This is a genomic window from Priestia sp. YIM B13491 (assembly GCF_042787605.1).
GTDB lineage: Bacteria > Bacillota > Bacilli > Bacillales > Bacillaceae_H > Priestia > Priestia megaterium_E.
Window position 1 is genome coordinate 17,579 of the sequence record NZ_JBHZOR010000002.1, and the last position, 16,961, is coordinate 34,539.

17 protein-coding genes are annotated in these 16,961 nt (G+C 37.9%); 3 read left to right on the forward strand and 14 right to left on the reverse strand.

Annotation, left to right across the window (positions count from 1 at the left end; genetic code table 11):
- Positions 1 to 32 precede the first annotated feature (32 nt).
- A complete protein-coding gene (locus ACFX4E_RS06275) occupies positions 33 to 671 on the reverse strand; it encodes a biotin/lipoyl-containing protein (protein WP_013082429.1) in 639 nt (212 codons plus the stop codon).
- 279 nt (positions 672 to 950) lie between these two features.
- Between ACFX4E_RS06275 and ACFX4E_RS06280 the strand changes: the two genes are divergently transcribed.
- Positions 951 to 1,412 (forward strand): MarR family winged helix-turn-helix transcriptional regulator, encoded by a 462-nt coding sequence (locus tag ACFX4E_RS06280; protein ID WP_050690712.1) that lies wholly within the window; start codon positions 951 to 953, stop codon positions 1,410 to 1,412.
- Between the two features lie 49 nt (positions 1,413 to 1,461).
- Here the strand turns inward: ACFX4E_RS06280 and ACFX4E_RS06285 are convergent, their stop codons facing one another.
- The 5 genes from ACFX4E_RS06285 to ACFX4E_RS06305 all read right to left on the reverse strand — a co-directional run bounded on the left by ACFX4E_RS06285 (position 1,462) and on the right by ACFX4E_RS06305 (position 6,683).
- Positions 1,462 to 2,265 (reverse strand): endonuclease I family protein, encoded by an 804-nt coding sequence (locus tag ACFX4E_RS06285; protein WP_060746750.1) that lies wholly within the window; start codon positions 2,263 to 2,265, stop codon positions 1,462 to 1,464.
- Complete coding sequence (locus ACFX4E_RS06290) at positions 2,262 to 3,221, reverse strand: S8 family peptidase (RefSeq protein WP_028408050.1); 960 nt, start codon at positions 3,219 to 3,221, stop codon at positions 2,262 to 2,264. The genes ACFX4E_RS06285 and ACFX4E_RS06290 overlap by 4 nt, the downstream gene beginning before the upstream one ends.
- A gap of 201 nt (positions 3,222 to 3,422) precedes the next feature.
- Positions 3,423 to 4,163 carry a DsbA family oxidoreductase gene (locus ACFX4E_RS06295; protein WP_377238891.1) on the reverse strand — a complete coding sequence of 247 codons (741 nt, stop codon included), beginning with the start codon at positions 4,161 to 4,163 and terminating at the stop codon, positions 3,423 to 3,425.
- 142 nt (positions 4,164 to 4,305) lie between these two features.
- On the reverse strand, positions 4,306 to 5,562 hold the full coding sequence (locus ACFX4E_RS06300; RefSeq protein ID WP_377238892.1) for an alkaline phosphatase: 1,257 nt from the start codon (positions 5,560 to 5,562) through the stop codon (positions 4,306 to 4,308).
- 140 nt (positions 5,563 to 5,702) lie between these two features.
- A complete protein-coding gene (locus tag ACFX4E_RS06305) occupies positions 5,703 to 6,683 on the reverse strand; it encodes a DUF3231 family protein (protein ID WP_060746746.1) in 981 nt (326 codons plus the stop codon).
- 274 nt (positions 6,684 to 6,957) lie between these two features.
- Here ACFX4E_RS06305 and ACFX4E_RS06310 point away from each other — a divergent pair, with 274 nt between their 5' ends.
- On the forward strand, positions 6,958 to 7,224 hold the full coding sequence (locus tag ACFX4E_RS06310; RefSeq protein ID WP_225049654.1) for a hypothetical protein: 267 nt from the start codon (positions 6,958 to 6,960) through the stop codon (positions 7,222 to 7,224).
- Here the strand turns inward: ACFX4E_RS06310 and ACFX4E_RS06315 are convergent.
- Positions 7,171 to 8,091 (reverse strand): oxidoreductase, encoded by a 921-nt coding sequence (locus ACFX4E_RS06315; RefSeq protein WP_377238893.1) that lies wholly within the window; start codon positions 8,089 to 8,091, stop codon positions 7,171 to 7,173. The two genes, ACFX4E_RS06310 and ACFX4E_RS06315, sit on opposite strands and share 54 nt — an antisense overlap.
- 150 nt (positions 8,092 to 8,241) lie before the next feature.
- The gene (locus tag ACFX4E_RS06320) at positions 8,242 to 8,613 is read right to left on the reverse strand and encodes a thiol-disulfide oxidoreductase DCC family protein (RefSeq protein ID WP_098791570.1); all 372 of its coding nucleotides are present in this window, start codon (positions 8,611 to 8,613) and stop codon (positions 8,242 to 8,244) included.
- 419 nt (positions 8,614 to 9,032) lie between these two features.
- Here ACFX4E_RS06320 and ACFX4E_RS06325 point away from each other — a divergent pair, with 419 nt between their 5' ends.
- Positions 9,033 to 10,256 (forward strand): MFS transporter, encoded by a 1,224-nt coding sequence (locus ACFX4E_RS06325; protein WP_252124337.1) that lies wholly within the window; start codon positions 9,033 to 9,035, stop codon positions 10,254 to 10,256.
- A 110-nt stretch (positions 10,257 to 10,366) separates the two neighbouring features.
- On the opposite strand, the gene ACFX4E_RS06330 is transcribed toward ACFX4E_RS06325, so the two are convergent.
- From ACFX4E_RS06330 to ACFX4E_RS06355, 6 genes are all read right to left on the reverse strand, one after another.
- On the reverse strand, positions 10,367 to 11,578 hold the full coding sequence (locus ACFX4E_RS06330; RefSeq protein WP_114324261.1) for a sugar efflux transporter: 1,212 nt from the start codon (positions 11,576 to 11,578) through the stop codon (positions 10,367 to 10,369).
- A gap of 103 nt (positions 11,579 to 11,681) precedes the next feature.
- A complete protein-coding gene (galU, locus tag ACFX4E_RS06335; RefSeq protein WP_253352506.1) occupies positions 11,682 to 12,590 on the reverse strand; it encodes a UTP--glucose-1-phosphate uridylyltransferase GalU in 909 nt (302 codons plus the stop codon).
- A gap of 45 nt (positions 12,591 to 12,635) precedes the next feature.
- On the reverse strand, positions 12,636 to 13,838 hold the full coding sequence (locus ACFX4E_RS06340; RefSeq protein WP_098248315.1) for a macrolide family glycosyltransferase: 1,203 nt from the start codon (positions 13,836 to 13,838) through the stop codon (positions 12,636 to 12,638).
- Between the two features lie 288 nt (positions 13,839 to 14,126).
- Positions 14,127 to 15,632 (reverse strand): glycosyl hydrolase family 18 protein, encoded by a 1,506-nt coding sequence (locus tag ACFX4E_RS06345; protein WP_377238896.1) that lies wholly within the window; start codon positions 15,630 to 15,632, stop codon positions 14,127 to 14,129.
- Between the two features lie 157 nt (positions 15,633 to 15,789).
- Entirely contained in the window at positions 15,790 to 16,011 is a 222-nt protein-coding gene (locus ACFX4E_RS06350; RefSeq protein ID WP_028408039.1) for a spore germination protein, read from the reverse strand.
- Positions 16,012 to 16,095: 84 nt separating this feature from the next.
- A complete protein-coding gene (locus tag ACFX4E_RS06355; RefSeq protein ID WP_014460878.1) occupies positions 16,096 to 16,950 on the reverse strand; it encodes a DUF1206 domain-containing protein in 855 nt (284 codons plus the stop codon).
- Positions 16,951 to 16,961: the final 11 nt, after the last annotated feature.

The window sequence follows — 16,961 nt, forward strand, 5'->3', positions numbered from 1 at the left end:
TTTCCTCCTTTCTTGAACTGTTGTAGTAAGAATTAGTCTTTCGAAATTTTTACCTCGGCGTTCATACCTGGCAGTACATGCTCTGAATAATTAGAAATAGAAATTTTCACAGGAACCGTTTGAGACACTTTTGTGTAGTTTCCATCTGAGCTTGAGTTCGATGTTAAAGATGAAAGTGAATTGGTTGCATATCCAATTTCTTCGACTTTGCCGTCGATTTTTGCACTGCTGTCTCCGTCTACCGTTACATCTACATCGTCGCCTTCTTTAATATCCTTAAGCTGATCTTCTTTAATATTTGCTACGATAAATAGGTCTTTCATATCTACTTCCGTTGCAATTTGCTGTCCAGCTTGAACCATTTGATTTTCTTTTACGTTTGTTTGAATAATTTTTCCATCGGCTGGTACTTTAGCAGCTACAGACCCTTTTTCAGCTTGAATTTTAGCAATTTCAGCATCTTTTGATACATCATTTCCTTCTTCTACTGTCCAGCTTGCTACTTTACCTGCTGCAGGTGCAACTACATTGTATACATCTCCGGATACTTTAGCGTTATCCGTTGTAATATAGTTCGATTTTTGAACGTAATAATATCCTCCTCCAATTAATAAAGCTAAAATAACGATAATTCCAATAAAATTTGTTACCATTAAGCGACTTCTAGACATTCATTACTCCTCCTTAATACTTCACTAATGAAATTACTTTTTTATATAGCTTTTTCATAAAGATATTATCTCCATCTATTATGAGATATGTTTCTTTACAATCATCTATTTGGTTAACCACCTAAATAACTTTATCATAAAGATATTTTTTCGTAAAGATATTAATTTAAAAATAATAATGGTGGTTAAAGATAATCATTGCCATCCTTTACAATTGTTTCATTTTATTTTAGAGTTAGTTTATATACGTCCGTAGTGTACAAGGAGATGGAAGCTAGCATGGATAACAATTTAGATTCAAAAATTGAACACCTTTATCAAATTAACACATCTTTTTTTCAATATATGCGGCATTTAGTCGAAGAAACGTTAAAAACACAGCCTTATCACTTAACACCCACTAAATTTTATATCTTAAACTATATTGCCAGCGGCACAAAGTATATGGTAGCAGATATTTCAAATAAACTTCACTTAACCTCGGGCGCTACAACTAGCTTATTAAATCAATTGGAAGAAGAATCTCTCATTCAACGCGTGCGAGACGAAAAAGACCGGAGAGTCGTGTGGGTTTCACTGACCGATGAATCAAAGAAACTTGTTTTAATGATTACAGAGAAGCGAAATGGATTTTTAAAAGATATGCTAGCAGCTCTAACTGTAGAAGAACAAGAAGAATATTTTCGCTTATTAAATAAAATGGATGCCCTTTTAAGTGATAAATATGGATTTTCATATTAGATTATCCAAAAGAGCTCCGCTTCAATTCGAAGCGGAGCTCTTCGCTATTTTAGAAAGCAGAACTCATTAACGCACCTGCTTTGTCAGGAAAATCGATAAAAGGATTTCGGTTGCCTTGCAACTCAAAGATTGCTGCATTGCGATGTTTTTCATAAAGTGAAACAGTAAATTCTTCATGCCATTTTAGTAAAAGAGGAAGATCTACTCGCGAAGAGTCAATTTTATTATGATAGCGAATAAAAAAATAAAGCGTAGCCCGAGCCACAATTCCTTTGCCATATTCAGGTTCAAACTTACCTTTTTCTGCTTTGCCACATCCTTCTTTCACATCTGATTGCTTTACTTCCGGCGTATAATCCGGGAAGTCAATATAAGAAGAATTACCTCTTCGACTGTTACAAGAAGGTTCACACGCAAATAAATGATGCAAATCACCTCTCATAGGCTCTTGTTTCCCAAACCAAGATTGCGGGACAACGTGCTCACAGTTCAGCAGTATATCATTGCTTGAAAAAGATGAGTTACTAAGCGCCTGAAGTTGATCAATATCTTGCTGTATAGTTTCTAACGGATCCATCCCTTTCCCTGAGTATAGACTTTTCAGCTCCCCATTCTCCTGTAGATCCACCCATGGATATACATATTTATGGGGCGAATAACTTAGCAAATGCTGATGCGTTTCCGTTAACAAAGTTTGCATGGCTTCTCTTTCAAAGAGCGTATCTTGATAATAAAGATTTTTATTTTCTTCATCCATCTTTTCATCATAATAACTTCGATTGTTTACGTATTCGTGATAAAGAGCTTTTGCCTGCTGCTTTTCCATCATTAACATATCTAAACTGCTTCTCATCCGATCACCTCTGAAGTCATTTGACGTTGAATTTCACGCAACAGCTTTTCAACAACGGTCAAGTGCACAAATCCGTTTCCTACTTCTCTTGGTGATTCATTTAATGGAAGCGTTCTTCTAATTAACTGTGCATAAAGCTCTGGTTCCGTAAGTGTCCTTCCAAACGTTTCATTTGAAAGAACTTTTATCAATGCTAAGGCCCCCGCTATGTGAGGTGTTGCCATAGAGGTTCCGCTCAGTGCGGCATACTTTCCGTTCAAGTAAGTTGATACAATCTTCTCTCCCGGAGCCACTACATCTACTTCGTTGTTTGAGTTGGAAAATGCCGAAGATCGTTTCTCTAAATCAACAGCTCCTACGCTAATCACTTCATTATATGACCCTGGGTACGCAAACTCATCTGTGGAGCCTTCTCCATCTCCTTCATTTCCCGCTGCGCAGACAACTAAAATATTCTGATCAACAGCATCTTGAATCGCTTCATGTAGCTCAGGCACATCGGCCGGACCTCCAAGCGACATCGAAATGATATCTACTTTTTGCTTAATAGCGTAGGTAATACCTTCAATAATCCACTCATATTGACCTGAACCATTTTCATCAAGTACTTTCAGAATAAGTAAATTCACTTCGGGAGCCACTCCTACAACACCTGTACCATTATGAGCTGCTGCAATTGTGCCTGCTACGTGAGTACCGTGACCATTATAATCTTGAAAAATATCTGGATTTTGTTGATCATCGTGTGTGAAATTTCTTCCTCCAATAATTCGTTCCTGCAAATCTGGATGTGTAACATCACAGCCAGTATCCAAAACTGCTATGGTTATTCCCCGTCCCTTTGTTTGCTTCCATACTTGCTCTGCTCCAATTAGAGCGACTCCTTCTGGGACTTCATTAAATTGATTCCATTGTTCAACTACTTGAAATGGGATAATGCGCACTTTGCTCTTCATTCAGATTCCCCCTGCAGGATTAAATGGAAGCTAGTTCATGGTGGGATCACTTTTAATCGCTTATTTTTGGAGCTTACTCATCGAGGTTTGTTGCTTCTAAACTTATTATAACACAAAAACAGAACACATGTTTGTATTTTTTAAATTTTTTTTTACAAATAAACAAAAAGCAGAAGCGAAATTTCCGCCTCTGCTTTTTGTTTATTGTTGGTTTTTAGAGGAATCAGGAACGGCACATTGCCCATCTGCACAAAAGGCATCATCTGCGCCTTCTGGAGAAAGACTCTTCAAAGCGGGAGTCGGATTTTCTTCTTCCCATACTTGTTGGAGAGCCCCTACAAATGTTTCGACTGGCTGTGCACCTGAAATCGCATATTTTTGATTAACAACAAAATATGGAACACCGCTAATACCATATTGCTGAGCCGTTGCTTCATCACTGCGGACTTCATTTGCGTATGCGTTTTTATCTGCGAGAATTTGACGTGCTTCTTCTCGGTCAAGACCTGCATCTTCTGCAACAGCAACCAGCGTCTCTTCTTCACCTAGATGTTTTGATTCAGTAAAGTATGCATATAAGAGTTTTTCTGTAATGGCTGCTTCTTTTCCTTGAACTTTTGCAAATTTAGCTAAGCGGTGAGCATCAAATGTATTAGTTGGCTTCATATCGTCAAAATTAAAGGATAAGCCCACACTAGCTGCCTGCTGTCCGATTCCTTCATTTGCTTGCTTCGCTTGTTCAATCGTCATTCCATATTTAGCAGCAAGAGCTTCATTAATCGTTTTGCCAGTATTAACTGGGGCGTTTGGATCTAGCTCGAAGCTTTTAAATTCAACCTGCACATCATCTTTGTGTGCAAATTGCTGAAGCGCTTGCTCTAATCGGCGCTTTCCAATATAACAAAAAGGACAGACAAAATCTGACCAAACTTCTATTTTCATCGTGACACCTCTTCAATTCAAGATAATTCTTATCGTAGCATACCTTTGAAGAAATTCCATCATAACTTGCTCAAATAAAGCAAAAACACGGTGTTGATTTACATACTAAGTGTATTAAATCAACACCGTGTTTTTATCTCACTTATTTTAAATTCATTGCTTTTAGAAGAGCATCATGTAAATACGTATTTTCATATACTCCGGTAAATCTTTCTGAGCCGGCACCCATTGCATTTAAAGGAACGTCTGATGACGTATGCTCTTCAGTTGTCCAATCCGCAACGAACTGCTCTTTTGAATGAGCGATTGCAAATGGCCCGTCTTCTTTTGATGCTTCATTTTCACCGTTATCTTTATTGTCTACTTTTTCAAGTGCTAAACCTCCGGTTGCATGGTCAGCTGTTACTAATACGAGAGTGTCTGGGTGTGTTTTAGCATAAGCTTTAGCCATCTTCACCGTATCATCAAGCTGCTTACCTGCTTTAATCATGAGTTCAGCATTATTATTATGAGCCATTTCATCAATGGCTTCCTCTTCTACTACAAGAAAGAACCCTTTTTTATTTTGTGATAGCGTATTGATTGCTTTTTTTGTCATGTCTTTTAGAGATACTTGAGGGTTGTACACATCACCTTGGCCTTCAGGAGCTTGTTGAAACATTTCTTCATTAGCAAACAGACCAAGCAATTTTGTTCCTTTAGCATATTTTAATTCATTTTCGTTATTAACGTACGTATATCCAAGTTTTTGTGCTTTGTTTACTAAGTTCCCTTGCGTTCCTTTGCTTCCTTCAGTTTTATCTTCTGGCGGGGCATCTGAGTGTGCACCTTCATTTCCTTTTGGGTACCAATAATCTTCTCCGCCACCTAGAATCACATCTACTTTACTATTTTCAAGATACTGCTTCGCGATGTCACTTTGAGCACTTCGATCTTTAACATGTGCGCCAAAAGCAGCTGGAGTTGCGTCTGTTACTTGACTTGTTGTCACAAGCCCCGTCGTTTTCCCAGCTAATTTTGCTTTTTCTAAAACCGTTTGAACTGGCTTTCCTTTCATATTTACGCCAATAGCGCCATTATAGCTTTTAACTCCTGAAGCCATAGCTGTAGCAGCTGCAGCGGAATCCGTAACAAATGAATTTCCTGAAGATGTATGGACTCTTCCTACTGTTGGCATATCATCCATTGCTAACTTTCCATTTGCACCTACGGCGGCCAGTCGGATCGCATCACGATGATCGGTACCCATACCGTCTCCAACAAAAAGAATAACATTTTTAGCTTTTTGGTTATTTACGCCTTTAGCTGCTTTAGCATCTGTTGGTGAATTTGTTCCAAATGCCAGCGCTGCTACAGTTACCGCTGATAATACTGCCGCTCCAATTGCACGTTTTTTCATTGTTTACACCCTTTACTGTTTATTATTGACATAACTTAACTGTACACGCAGTCTGTTAAATCAACTTGAATAAAAGGTTAAAGGTGTGTAAAGATATATAAACTTCCATTTACAATGCATGAAAGAGGCTTTCCTTTTAGCTAATCAATACTTGGCGGAACTTCAAGCCAGCCTTTTTTGATCATAATTTCCGTTGCTTCGCTTGCATATTGAAACGCATCTTCTCCTATCAGCATCATTTTAGCGACAATATCTCTTCGAAAACTAAATGCTGCTCCAAACGCCTGACTTCCGATACTGAAGTTACTTAGTAAAATATCGCATGTCAGCATCAAACGATCCGAAAAAGCAGGCGTTTCAGAAGTCGTTATGCTTCCTGTTGAGGCAACAGAAGGTGAAATATCGTCTTGTATAATTATTTCTTCAAGTCGCGTAATAATTTTTTTACTGAGCTCTTTTCCTTTCAAAAAATGCTTTTTCACTTCGGCATCTTTCGCCGTTTGAGAAAAAGCCTTCATTAACTTCATCCCGACAATGTTTGTTTCGACTCCATGATAAATTTGCGCTAGCTCCATCGTATTTAATACTCTTTTGTCCGCAAATACATTTAAGCCGCTCAGATATTTTCTATCCGAAACAAACTCAACGGTGGTTGGCATCGGAATATAGGGTGGACGTGATAAAATTCCTTTTTTCAATAAGTACTGCGTACAGGAATCGTAGCACTCTTGCGTAATTTTTGTTAAATCTTGATAAAATTTCACCACATCTTCTCTGTAGGCCTTGCCTAAACTTAATGTATACATCCCCATACTAATTTCTTTGATGACACGAAGAAACATAATATCAAATCCATTAGTAAATAGTTTTGGAGCCTGTACGTTTACGTCTTGAGATGAAAGCCCTGTTGGCACTACCGCTCCCTCTTTTTCAAATATTGTTTTTATTTTTCGTATGTATATAATAAGCTGCTCACGCAAGTCCGTCATAATTGTTTTAGCATCTTCATCATCCGCATGTTCAATCATATAATCTAACAAGCAAATAATTAACGTTTTCTGCTGATATGTCATCCACAGCGTCCCAATTTCGCTTGAGGTAATACTAGGTTTGTCAGGCACTGTTACTTCCCTCCGCTTCTTCAGCTTTGTTGAGTACGTCTACTTCTTTGAAAAGAGAGCATCCTCATTGTACATTTACTTATCATTATGCTATCCAACATTCTTTTTTTTATTTAACCCGCTTACCTATAGCTTTTGGGCAACAAAAAAGAGGCTAGGACAAAAGTATTTTAGACGAAATAAAAAACAAACCATTAATCAAGATGTTTGATTCGTGGTTCGTTTTGTTGGTTATGGTAAACGTAGGTTTAATGTGTGTAAGTCTTTCTAGCAGTTGATTCGAGGGAAAGACGAAGACTCCTGCGGGAAAAGCGGAACAGGTGAGACCCCGCAGGAGCGTATGCGACGAGGAGGCTCAGCGGCCGCCCGCGGAAAGCGAAGTCTCGCACGGAAATCAACGGCGGTTTCACGAGCGGTTCAGCTATGTATCCCATTTGTTCGCCTTTCAATTGGATTTATCTCGTTATGTCTCAACCTCTTTTTTACCTTACGCACGGAACGAATACATAACACCTGTCAATTTCTCGGATACGCTCCATAGTTTTTCCGCTACGTTCGGTTTAAATAAAACATCTCCCATCCTATCTTTTACAGGATATCCTTTTTTAGCATCTTTTCCATCCGGCCCGATATATGTACCGCCTTCTATTGATTCAGTGGCTGCATAAAGAGTAGGCAGCGCGCCCATTTCTGCAGATTGACTAAATAGCTTGACTAAAAATTTCAGCAAGCCGTTTGGCTCTTTACCTGAACCTCGTGATAATAGGTTAGTATTTGAAATACCCGGATGTACCGCAGCACTAATTGTCGTCGATCCAGCTGCTTCTAAGCGGTTTTGCAGTTCTTTAGCAAACAATAGGTTGGCAAGTTTACTTTGTCTATAGAACTTCATTGGACTGTAGCCTTTTTCCCCGTCTAGATTATCAAAATAGATCTCTCCAGAATTAGCAGCTATACTGCTTACCGTTACGACTCTTGAATGTGGAGTTGCCATTAGTAAAGGAAGCAGCAAACCCGTAAGCGCAAAATGCCCTAAATGATTACAGCCAAACTGCAGTTCAAAGCCGTCTTTCGTTTTGCTGTGAGGCGGAATCATCACGCCTGCATTATTAATAAGAAGATCCAAAGACGGGTATTGTTGAAGAAATTGATTGGCAAAATGCCGAATAGAGCTCAAGTCACTGAGATCTAATGACATAATAGTCACTTTAGCATTTCCGTTATCCGCTTTAATTCTTTTCTCAGCTTCTTTCCCTTTTTCCTCATTACGCACAGCAAGAATGATTTCTGCTCCTCGAGCTGCTAGAGCCCTTGCTGCTTCAAATCCAATGCCGCTGTTTCCTCCCGTTATAAGGGCTGTTTTTCCTATTACATCAGGCATTCGTTCAGCTGTCCATTTTGTTATCATATAAGTTCTCCCTTTCAGCTATAGCTGTTTTTCTAAAATTCACGCGTCTAAATCACACTAAATTAACGTTTTTTTAAAATTAAAGTATGTATAAAGTATAAGGTCTTCAAAACAAAAGGGACAAGCTTTTTCAAAGCTTGTCCCTTTTGTTTATGTGGTTCGCGGAGAATCGTAGCGTCCAAACCAGTCGTATCGGTTTGTGGAGACCCATTTGTATAGCGGACTAAACGTTTTGTTCATTAATGGTAAATGCAAAAGCACACCTATTGGAAATGTAAGAGGCAAAACAGCTAAAAGACGTCTGACCGTTTCAAATCCTGCTAGAACTTCTCCTTTTTTGGTCACCATATGAATTTGATCATATAAGTCTCTTCCCTCTTCTTTTAAGTAACTATACTCCGTTCGTTCAATGTATTGAACTGGAATCCACTGAATTTGGTTCGTCCAGTCCAGCGCTTTAATTATTTTTTTTACGTTGTAACATAAAGGACATTGCGCATCAAAAAATACTTTGTGTTTCATTGTTTCCACCTTTCTTCTTTTGTTTCTTTTTCCTTAATTTATAAATACCCTTTTCTCCTTTTTAATAACCACTATTGGGAGGCACTTCTTGTGCATCCTGGCTTTAAAACAAACATTTTTTGTGGGGTTTCTTTTGTGAAGCCGCGAAAGAAGACAGGATTTTTTTATAAAATATCACTTTTTTGGTTTAAAGCGCTAAAAACATGTTAGAATAGATTTCATATTGATTTGAAGCACTAGGTGCACGCATTTAGTCACATACTAAAAAGGACTAAATAAATATAATGATAAAAGGTAAAGGTAATGTCTTCGTAAACTTATCATGGAAGTAGGTTTATAAATAACGAAGAAAAAAGGAGGAACGGGTGTTACTTTTATCCCTTTCATATAAGCTTTTTTTACGTAAGGATGTGTAAACGATGAAAAATAAGTACATGCTGTCAGCTTCAGGTATGTATATTAACTACTTTCTACTTGGCATGGTAAATATCATGCTTGCATCAAATATGTCATTTTTGACAAAACAATTAAATACCGACGGTGCTGGAATCAGCTATATTATTTCTGCTATTGGAATTGGAAAATTGCTTTCGTATTCTCTATCAGGCGTCTTGTCTGATAAATTCGGACGAAAGCCTTTGATTATTGTTTCATCTCTGACGATGGCTATTTTTTTAATCGGCATTCCATTATCGCCAAATTATCAAACAGCCTTTATCTTTGCCATTATTGCTGGTATTGCAAACTCTGCTATGGATGCTGGAACGTACCCTGCTTTGATTGAGGTCTTTCCTAAATCTTCAGGTTCAGCCAGTGTTCTTGTAAAAGCATTTATTTCAGCAGGAGCAGCGCTTCTTCCGTTTATGATTGCTTTTTTTGCAGATCGTGATTTATTTTATGGGTATGCTTTTTTTCTTCCTGCTCTTATTTATTTACTAAATATGATCTTTATGTTCAAACTGCCTTTTCCCAATCATAAACGCGAACAGAGTACAGTACAACAGCAAAATACAGCAGAGAATAAATTTATCTCTGCTCCTAAAATGAAACAAGAAGGAATTGCTCTTATTGTGATTGGATTTACTTCTACAGCGCTTTTTACGGTGGCTCAAATTTGGCTCCCTACTTATGGTCAACAAGTATTAGGTATGGCCGAAAGCACCTCGGTCCGCCTTTTAAGCTACTACAGCATCGGAGCGTTAATCTCTGTTTTAGTATTAGCTGTATTGTTAAGCAAAGTGCTTCGTCCTGTAACGGTTATTCTCGTTTACCCGATGATTACCCTTATAGCCGTACTTACGCTTCTGTTTGTTAAAGTACCTGCTATTGCAATTGCAGCTGCTTTTTTCATGGGATTTTCTACGGCTGGGGTCTTTCAATTAGCGATTACCGTTATGACCGAGCTTTTCTGGAACAAAAAAGGAACGGTTACGGGAATTGTAGCGACCGCTGCTGGATTAGCTGCAATTTTATTGCCTTTAGCAACAGGGCTCATGTCTAAAACGGGACATATTTCAATCATCTTTATTTTTGATGCAATGCTTTCAGTAGTAGGTATGGCGGCTGCCGCTTTTGTTAATTACCGCTACCGCAAAATTTTAAATAAAAATCGCAGCGAACAAATTCAAGAAACAGCATCATAAAAAAAGAAGCTGGGGCAAAAGTATTTTAGAAAAAGTAAAAAAACGAACCATTGATCAATGGTTCGTTTTTTTGTTGTGGTGAACGTATGTCTCACTCTCTTCTTAACTTCTCAACTCATTTCCTCAGCTGGTTTTTGCTTCATAAATAGAAACATCACACCTGAAACAACTGCAAAAACAGCTAAAATGTAAAAAGTAGAAGGCAAAGGAATCACGCTAACTAGTGACCCCATAGCTAAGCTGCTGACAACTGCTGAAGTTTGTATAGCGGTCATATACGCCGTCGTGGCTAGTCCAATTTGGCGCGGAGCCAGTGACTGAGCATACACCATTCCCACTCCCATCGTAGCGGACAGAATAAAGGCATAAAATACCTGAAGCGCAATTAACCCACTCAGTGGTAAATGAAGGCTCGTTAAAACAAAATAAAGCACTTGGCAAGCAATTCCAATAACAAAGAATCGTTTAACTCCGATCTTATCAGAAAAATAGCCCCCTAACGGCATAAATACTAGCTCAAAAACAGATGTAACGGTAAAGAGAATCCCTACAATCGAAACGGATTGTTTTAACGTATCCGTTATGTAGAGCGGCAAATACATAGAACGCCCGGAATCACCCGCAAAAATGAAAAGAGCTGCTACGAATACAGCTATTAACACAGAAGGTATACCGGCTGGCGCTTTTGAAGATGCATGAGCTGAAGTTTGGGGCATACTGTCTTCTTTAAGTGCAAAAAGAACCCACCCTAAAGTTGCTAGCGATAACAACCCTGATAATAAAAATAAAAGAGTATACCCTCCGTGGTCAATAATTAAAGCGCCAAGCATAGGTCCAAAAATATAGCCTTGTGAAAAAGCCATTCGCACGGTACCAGTAATCGTACCTGCCTGCGATTTGCTTTCTTGCTTTTTAACAATAAAATCATTCAGCAGGGCAAAGAAAAAAGAAAACGCATTAAACCCTCCTATAGCAAGTAAAATGAGTGCTATTGTGTAAGAATGCGTAAACGCTAACGGCACTCTTGAAATGGTTCCAATCAGTAACGCCCAAATAATAAATGGCTTTCGTTTCCCCCATTTGTCTGATAACGAAGCTAAATAAAACGATACGATTAAACCAATAATGCTCATTGGCACAAATAAAAATCCTGCTTGAAAAGAAGTGGCATGCAATGTATTTGTTGCCCAAACCGTTAAATAAGGCATAAAGCCGCCAACAGATAATCCAATAATAAATAATGAAATAAAAATCGTTCGAAAATCCCGGTCTGTAAATACAATCTTTATGCCTGATACAAACGAATTTTCTGTTTTCGACATAAACTCATTTCAACCCTTTCTATCCAGCTGTCAAACGTTCAATTTCCGCAAAAAAATGCACCTTTCTTCAAGAAAAAGTAGAAGAAAGGTGTGTAAATGAAGGTTATTTTCCAATTTGTACAGCAATTTTTTCTTTTTGTTCTTCTTTGCTGATAAGTTCTTTGAATTTGGTCAAAAGAGGTACTTTTAATTCTTCATCTTTTAATGCAAAAGCAAGAGTCGTAAAAATAAAATCTAATTTTTCCCCTGCATCATAACGTTCACCCTCGAATTCGTAAGCATAAATAGAACGGTCTATATTCATACGCTGAATAGCATCCGTTAACTGAATTTCCCCGCCTTTTCCAACTTCCTGTGTTTCAAGATAATCAAAAATGTCAGGTGTAAATACATAGCGTCCAATAATTCCTAAATTAGACGGAGCTTCTTCGACTGATGGTTTTTCTACAAAACCATTCACTTCGTATAATCGGTTTTTATTTGCTTTTGGATCTATAATCCCGTAGCGGTGAACGGATTCTTCCTCGACGCGCTGTACGCCGATAACCGACGATCCCGTTTGGTTATACTGGTCAATCAGCTGTTTTAAACAAGGCTGGTCTGGATCTGTTAAGTCATCTCCAAGTAAAACTGCAAACGGTTCGTTTCCAATAAACTGTCGAGCGCAGTTAATCGCGTGGCCAAGCCCCTTCATTTCTTTTTGACGCACGTAATGAATGTTCGCTAGTTCAGAGATTTGCTCCATTTCTTCTAATAGTTCAGTTTTTCCTTTTTGATGAAGCAAGTGTTCTAGTTGAATATTGTGATCAAAATGATTTTCAATTGCTTGTTTCCCGTTTCCTGTCACAATTAAAATATCTTCGATTCCTGATTTTAAGGCTTCTTCTACAATAAATTGAATTACGGGTTTATTTACAATTGGAAGCATTTCTTTTGGGATAGATTTTGTAACGGGTAAAAAACGAGTGCCCAACCCTGCTGCTGGTATAACTGCTTTTTTTATAGTCTTCATAATTATTTACTCCTCTCTGTTAGTTATCTAGCTGCCTTACATCTATTACGCTTTAACAGGTACCACATTGAAAATTTCTTTCACGCCTTGCTTGTATCCTCCCGCTGAGCGAAGTGATTCTCCAATTTGTTGTGCGTGCTGTTTATATGTGTGAGTAGTTAAAACGTCGTTAACTGTATTTTTGATTAGCTCAGCAGATACATTATTTTTGTCTAATTTTACACCTGCTCCTAACTTCTGCACGCGATCGCCAACCATAAATTGATCCACTGCCATTGGAATAACGACAAGCGGCGTATCGTAGTATAAACCTTCACTGCTGCTGTTCATTCCGCCGTGAGTAATAAATAAATCCGCGCGTTTTAAAATTTCCAGCTGAGGCACATATTGTTTCACAACGAAGTTTTCTGGAATGTGTGCTAATTCTTCAGGTTCTGTATTTTTACCAATAGATAAAATAACTTTACCCTTAAAATCTTTTAATGCTTCTACACATAAGTTATAGATTTCTAGCTGCTGATTAAAAATAGTTCCCATAGAAACAAAAATAATTTTTTCATTTTCATTTTGTAAGTAAGAAGGATCTTCAATATCTAGTCGTTTAACAATTGAAGGACCAATAAACTTGTACTCACTCGTAAATTCAGCTACGTTTGGCTGAAAGAATTCTGACGTAAATACTAGCGTAATATCCCCTGGATTCGACATAATGTCAATGGAATCTTTTAACTCAGTATTATATTGGTTGTTGAACTTATTTAATGATTTTTCGAATTGAGGATAAAAGGAAGATTGGTCAGGTTCTGTTTGACCACTTGGCATCATACAAGTTGCTAATTCCTTATCTAACGCAAATGTCGTACACAGAGAAACCTTCGGAAGCTGAAGAAGGTCGGCCACAGCGGAACCTGCTAAAAGGTGATAATCGTAAAGTACATAATCATATGTTTCGTGCTTTGTTTCACTCATGATTTTAGTAATAATATTCTCAGATTCATTTAAAAACAAATTCATTACTTCATAGCGATCATAAGACTCTTCTTTGGTCATTCGATTGCTCATATCAAGACTTGGACGAAAATCTTCATATTCACGAAATTCCGCGCCTGATTTTCGAATTTTTTCAGCATAGTCTTCAATACCGTAATAGACGACCTTTTCCCCTTGAGCCATCAATTCTTTTACAATTCCTAAAGAAGGATTCACATGCCCTTCACCTGGAAATCCTATTACTAATACATTTCCCATAACATTCATTCCTTTCACTTAGTTAATAATTAAATCACTTAATTGTTCATTTAGTAAATTTATTGTATAGAAACTGAATTTACTATAAATTATCTTTATCGTAAAGTCATTAAGCGTTTTCAACTAAAAAAAGGTTAAATAGGCTCATTTTGGAATATAGTTATAAATTAACTCAAGAAAAACAAATATTGTAAAATTTATCTCGTTTGTAAATAGATGTATGCGTTTCAATATGATTCAAATAAAAAAACACACCTCGATAAATCAAGCAAGAGGTGTGTTTTTTATTTAAAAGTTGTATAACTCCCATATATCTGATGTTTCTGAACCAATATACCAAGCTGCCGCTCCGCCTAAATGATAGTCCTTAATCAAATTAACCCGGCGCTGCATAGATGCTTTGTCTTCGAGCCATATTTGATGCTTCGTACCATTTTCCGTGTATTCTACATAGTACTGTGAGGATTGGCTATCCCATTTTTTAGTTAACTTTTTAGAAGAGATAACAGCTTCTGCTTCTTTCATCGTTAAGTCTTTTGTGACAACTTTTTTGGTCGATAGGTCCGTTTTCCATTCTCGCGTATAAAAAGGAACTCCCAGCAGGATTTTGTGTGCAGGTACATCTTTCATAAGAAGTTGTGTACCTTCTTTCACCCAAGGCAGTGAAGCAACAGATCCTGGAACTTGACTTCCTCCCCAGTGTTCTTCATATCCCATCATAATCACATAGTCTGCCACTTGACCAATCTGTTTCCTATCAAAGCTTCCCGACCAAAAAGGATCATTATTTTCTCTTGTTACGTCTACTGAAATAGTCATACCATGAGGTTTTAACGCTGCTTTTAATTCTTTAATAAATAAAACAAAATCTTGTTTGTTTTTAATATTAATATTTTCAAAGTCAACATTGATCCCATCGCTGTTTGTTTTTACTAGCGAACTTTCTACTGACGATACAAGCTTTTGCCGCTTTGCTTTGTTGCTCAGCACATCACTTGTAAGTACATCATCAAAATTGTTACCAATAAGCGGCCAGACTTTTTTGCCGTTTTTATGAGCCGTTTGAACATATGATTCATTTATAGAAGATGAAACAACTTTGTCATTCGACGTTAGCGTAAACCAACGAGGTGAAACAACGTCTAAATTCTTTTGTTTCATCGATTCTGTGTAGCCTGCTGTTTTTTCATTAAAGCTCCAACCCATAACTACAGGCTGATGCTTCTTTTGCGCTAAATCAGATTTTTTGATCCAGCCCTTTTTCCCTTCCAAAAGCTGTACTTGTACATAGTAATCAGGAATAATAAGCATTTGTCCGGGCTTAATATTTGTTGAGGATAGCTGATTTAACTTTGTTAATTCATTCGCTTTTACACCGTACTTTACGGAGACTTTCCAAAGCGTATCTCCTGATACTACTTTATGTAACAAGCCTTTTGGCGGTATTTTCAGCGTTTGCCCTGGAATCAGCTCCGTCTTTTTTAGCTGATTTTGTTTTATTAGATCACTGACTGTTACACCGTATTGCTTAGCTAGTAGCCATAGTGTATTTCCCGGCACTACCGTATGAGTAGTAACCTGAGCTGCATCTCCAGCTTCAGATGAAATGACAGGAAATTCTTCTCCTTTTTTCACTGTCTGCATAACAGAAGAATGCAAGGAAGGAGAACGATATACGTTTACGTTGTCACCTTTGACAGTGCCCACTGAAGAAGCAGCGGCTCCTTTACTCATCGGGGCCAATCCTCCGCTGAAAAGACAGAGAACGATCAGGCTCATACATATTTTCTTCATTTTATAATTTCGCCTCCCCACTTTTTGACATCACCTGTCTAGTTTACTACTCCTATAAGATAGAATCCTAGAGGTACATTGTGGTAAAGAAACGTCTGGGTATACGTAAAATTCAAATAAAAAAGCTTACCGTCCGATGACGATAAGCTTTCGTTTCTTATGCATTTCCCACTAGATTTTGATCCTTAATATCCATATCAATTGTATTAGCGGTACTGGAACTGCTTGTAATATTCATAAAATTCCCCGTGTTCCCGCTGCCAGAACCGACTGTTGTAAAAGCTGTACTTTTTGGCTTAATAGCCAGACAATCACCAAACTCCACTGAAGATGAAACCAATACATTCGAGATATTTACGGCTCCTACTACCGATGGCATCTGCCTCTCCTCCTGTTCATTATCTATCTGCTATAGGATATGAGCAGATAGATAAAAAGTAGCTTTTTCATCTTTTTAATTTTATTAAGGATCGATTCGTTTATACCTTGATTCTGCAAACATATATACTCCGTATGCCATAAGTCCGATTGATACGATAGCCAGCAGTACAGACCCAAAAGGACGCTGTGCTACTTCAGCAAGGGCTCCATCTAACCCTTTCGTTTCGTCTGGATCCGCTTGAAGAGCCGTGCGAATAAGAAAGAAACCAATAATGCCAAAGACGATACTTCGAGCAATAATACCTGCTTTTCCAATATGCCCGCTCCATCGCCACTCTTCTTTTGACATTTCGTTTTTCTTTAGTTTTTTTAGGAATCGTCCTGAAAGAGCCCAATATACTTGTCCAATCCCAAAGATAATAACGCCGATACCTGTAAGCGCAATGATGGTTTGCCCAAAGGGATAAGATAACAGCTTGGCTGATACCGTTTGATAATGCTTACCTGACGTATGAACGTGAGCATGAAGCAAAATTTTTACCGAACTCACACAAAGGCTAATATAAAACGTGGCTACAACTAAATAGCCTAAACGAGTAAAAACGCCTTTTACCCCATGCCCGACGTGGTGAGGATCAAAAATAGCAGAAATGATTTGCCAAAACGCATATCCACTTAAACCTACTGCTAAAACAATTAAAATTAAAAAGCCAAACGGCTGCTTTGCAATTGTGTGTAGGGCTCCTTGAGAAGTAACTAAATCGCCTTTTAATCCGAAAGCCGTCTGAATCGCTAATATACCGATGATAAAATAGACCACACCTTGAGCCACATGACCAAACCGTGAAAAACGCACGACAAATGGCTTAGTACGTTCTTTTAAGCGATGTAACTTTCGACCAAACGTATCTTTTTTAACAAATGGAGATTCACCCATACGTTTCCTCC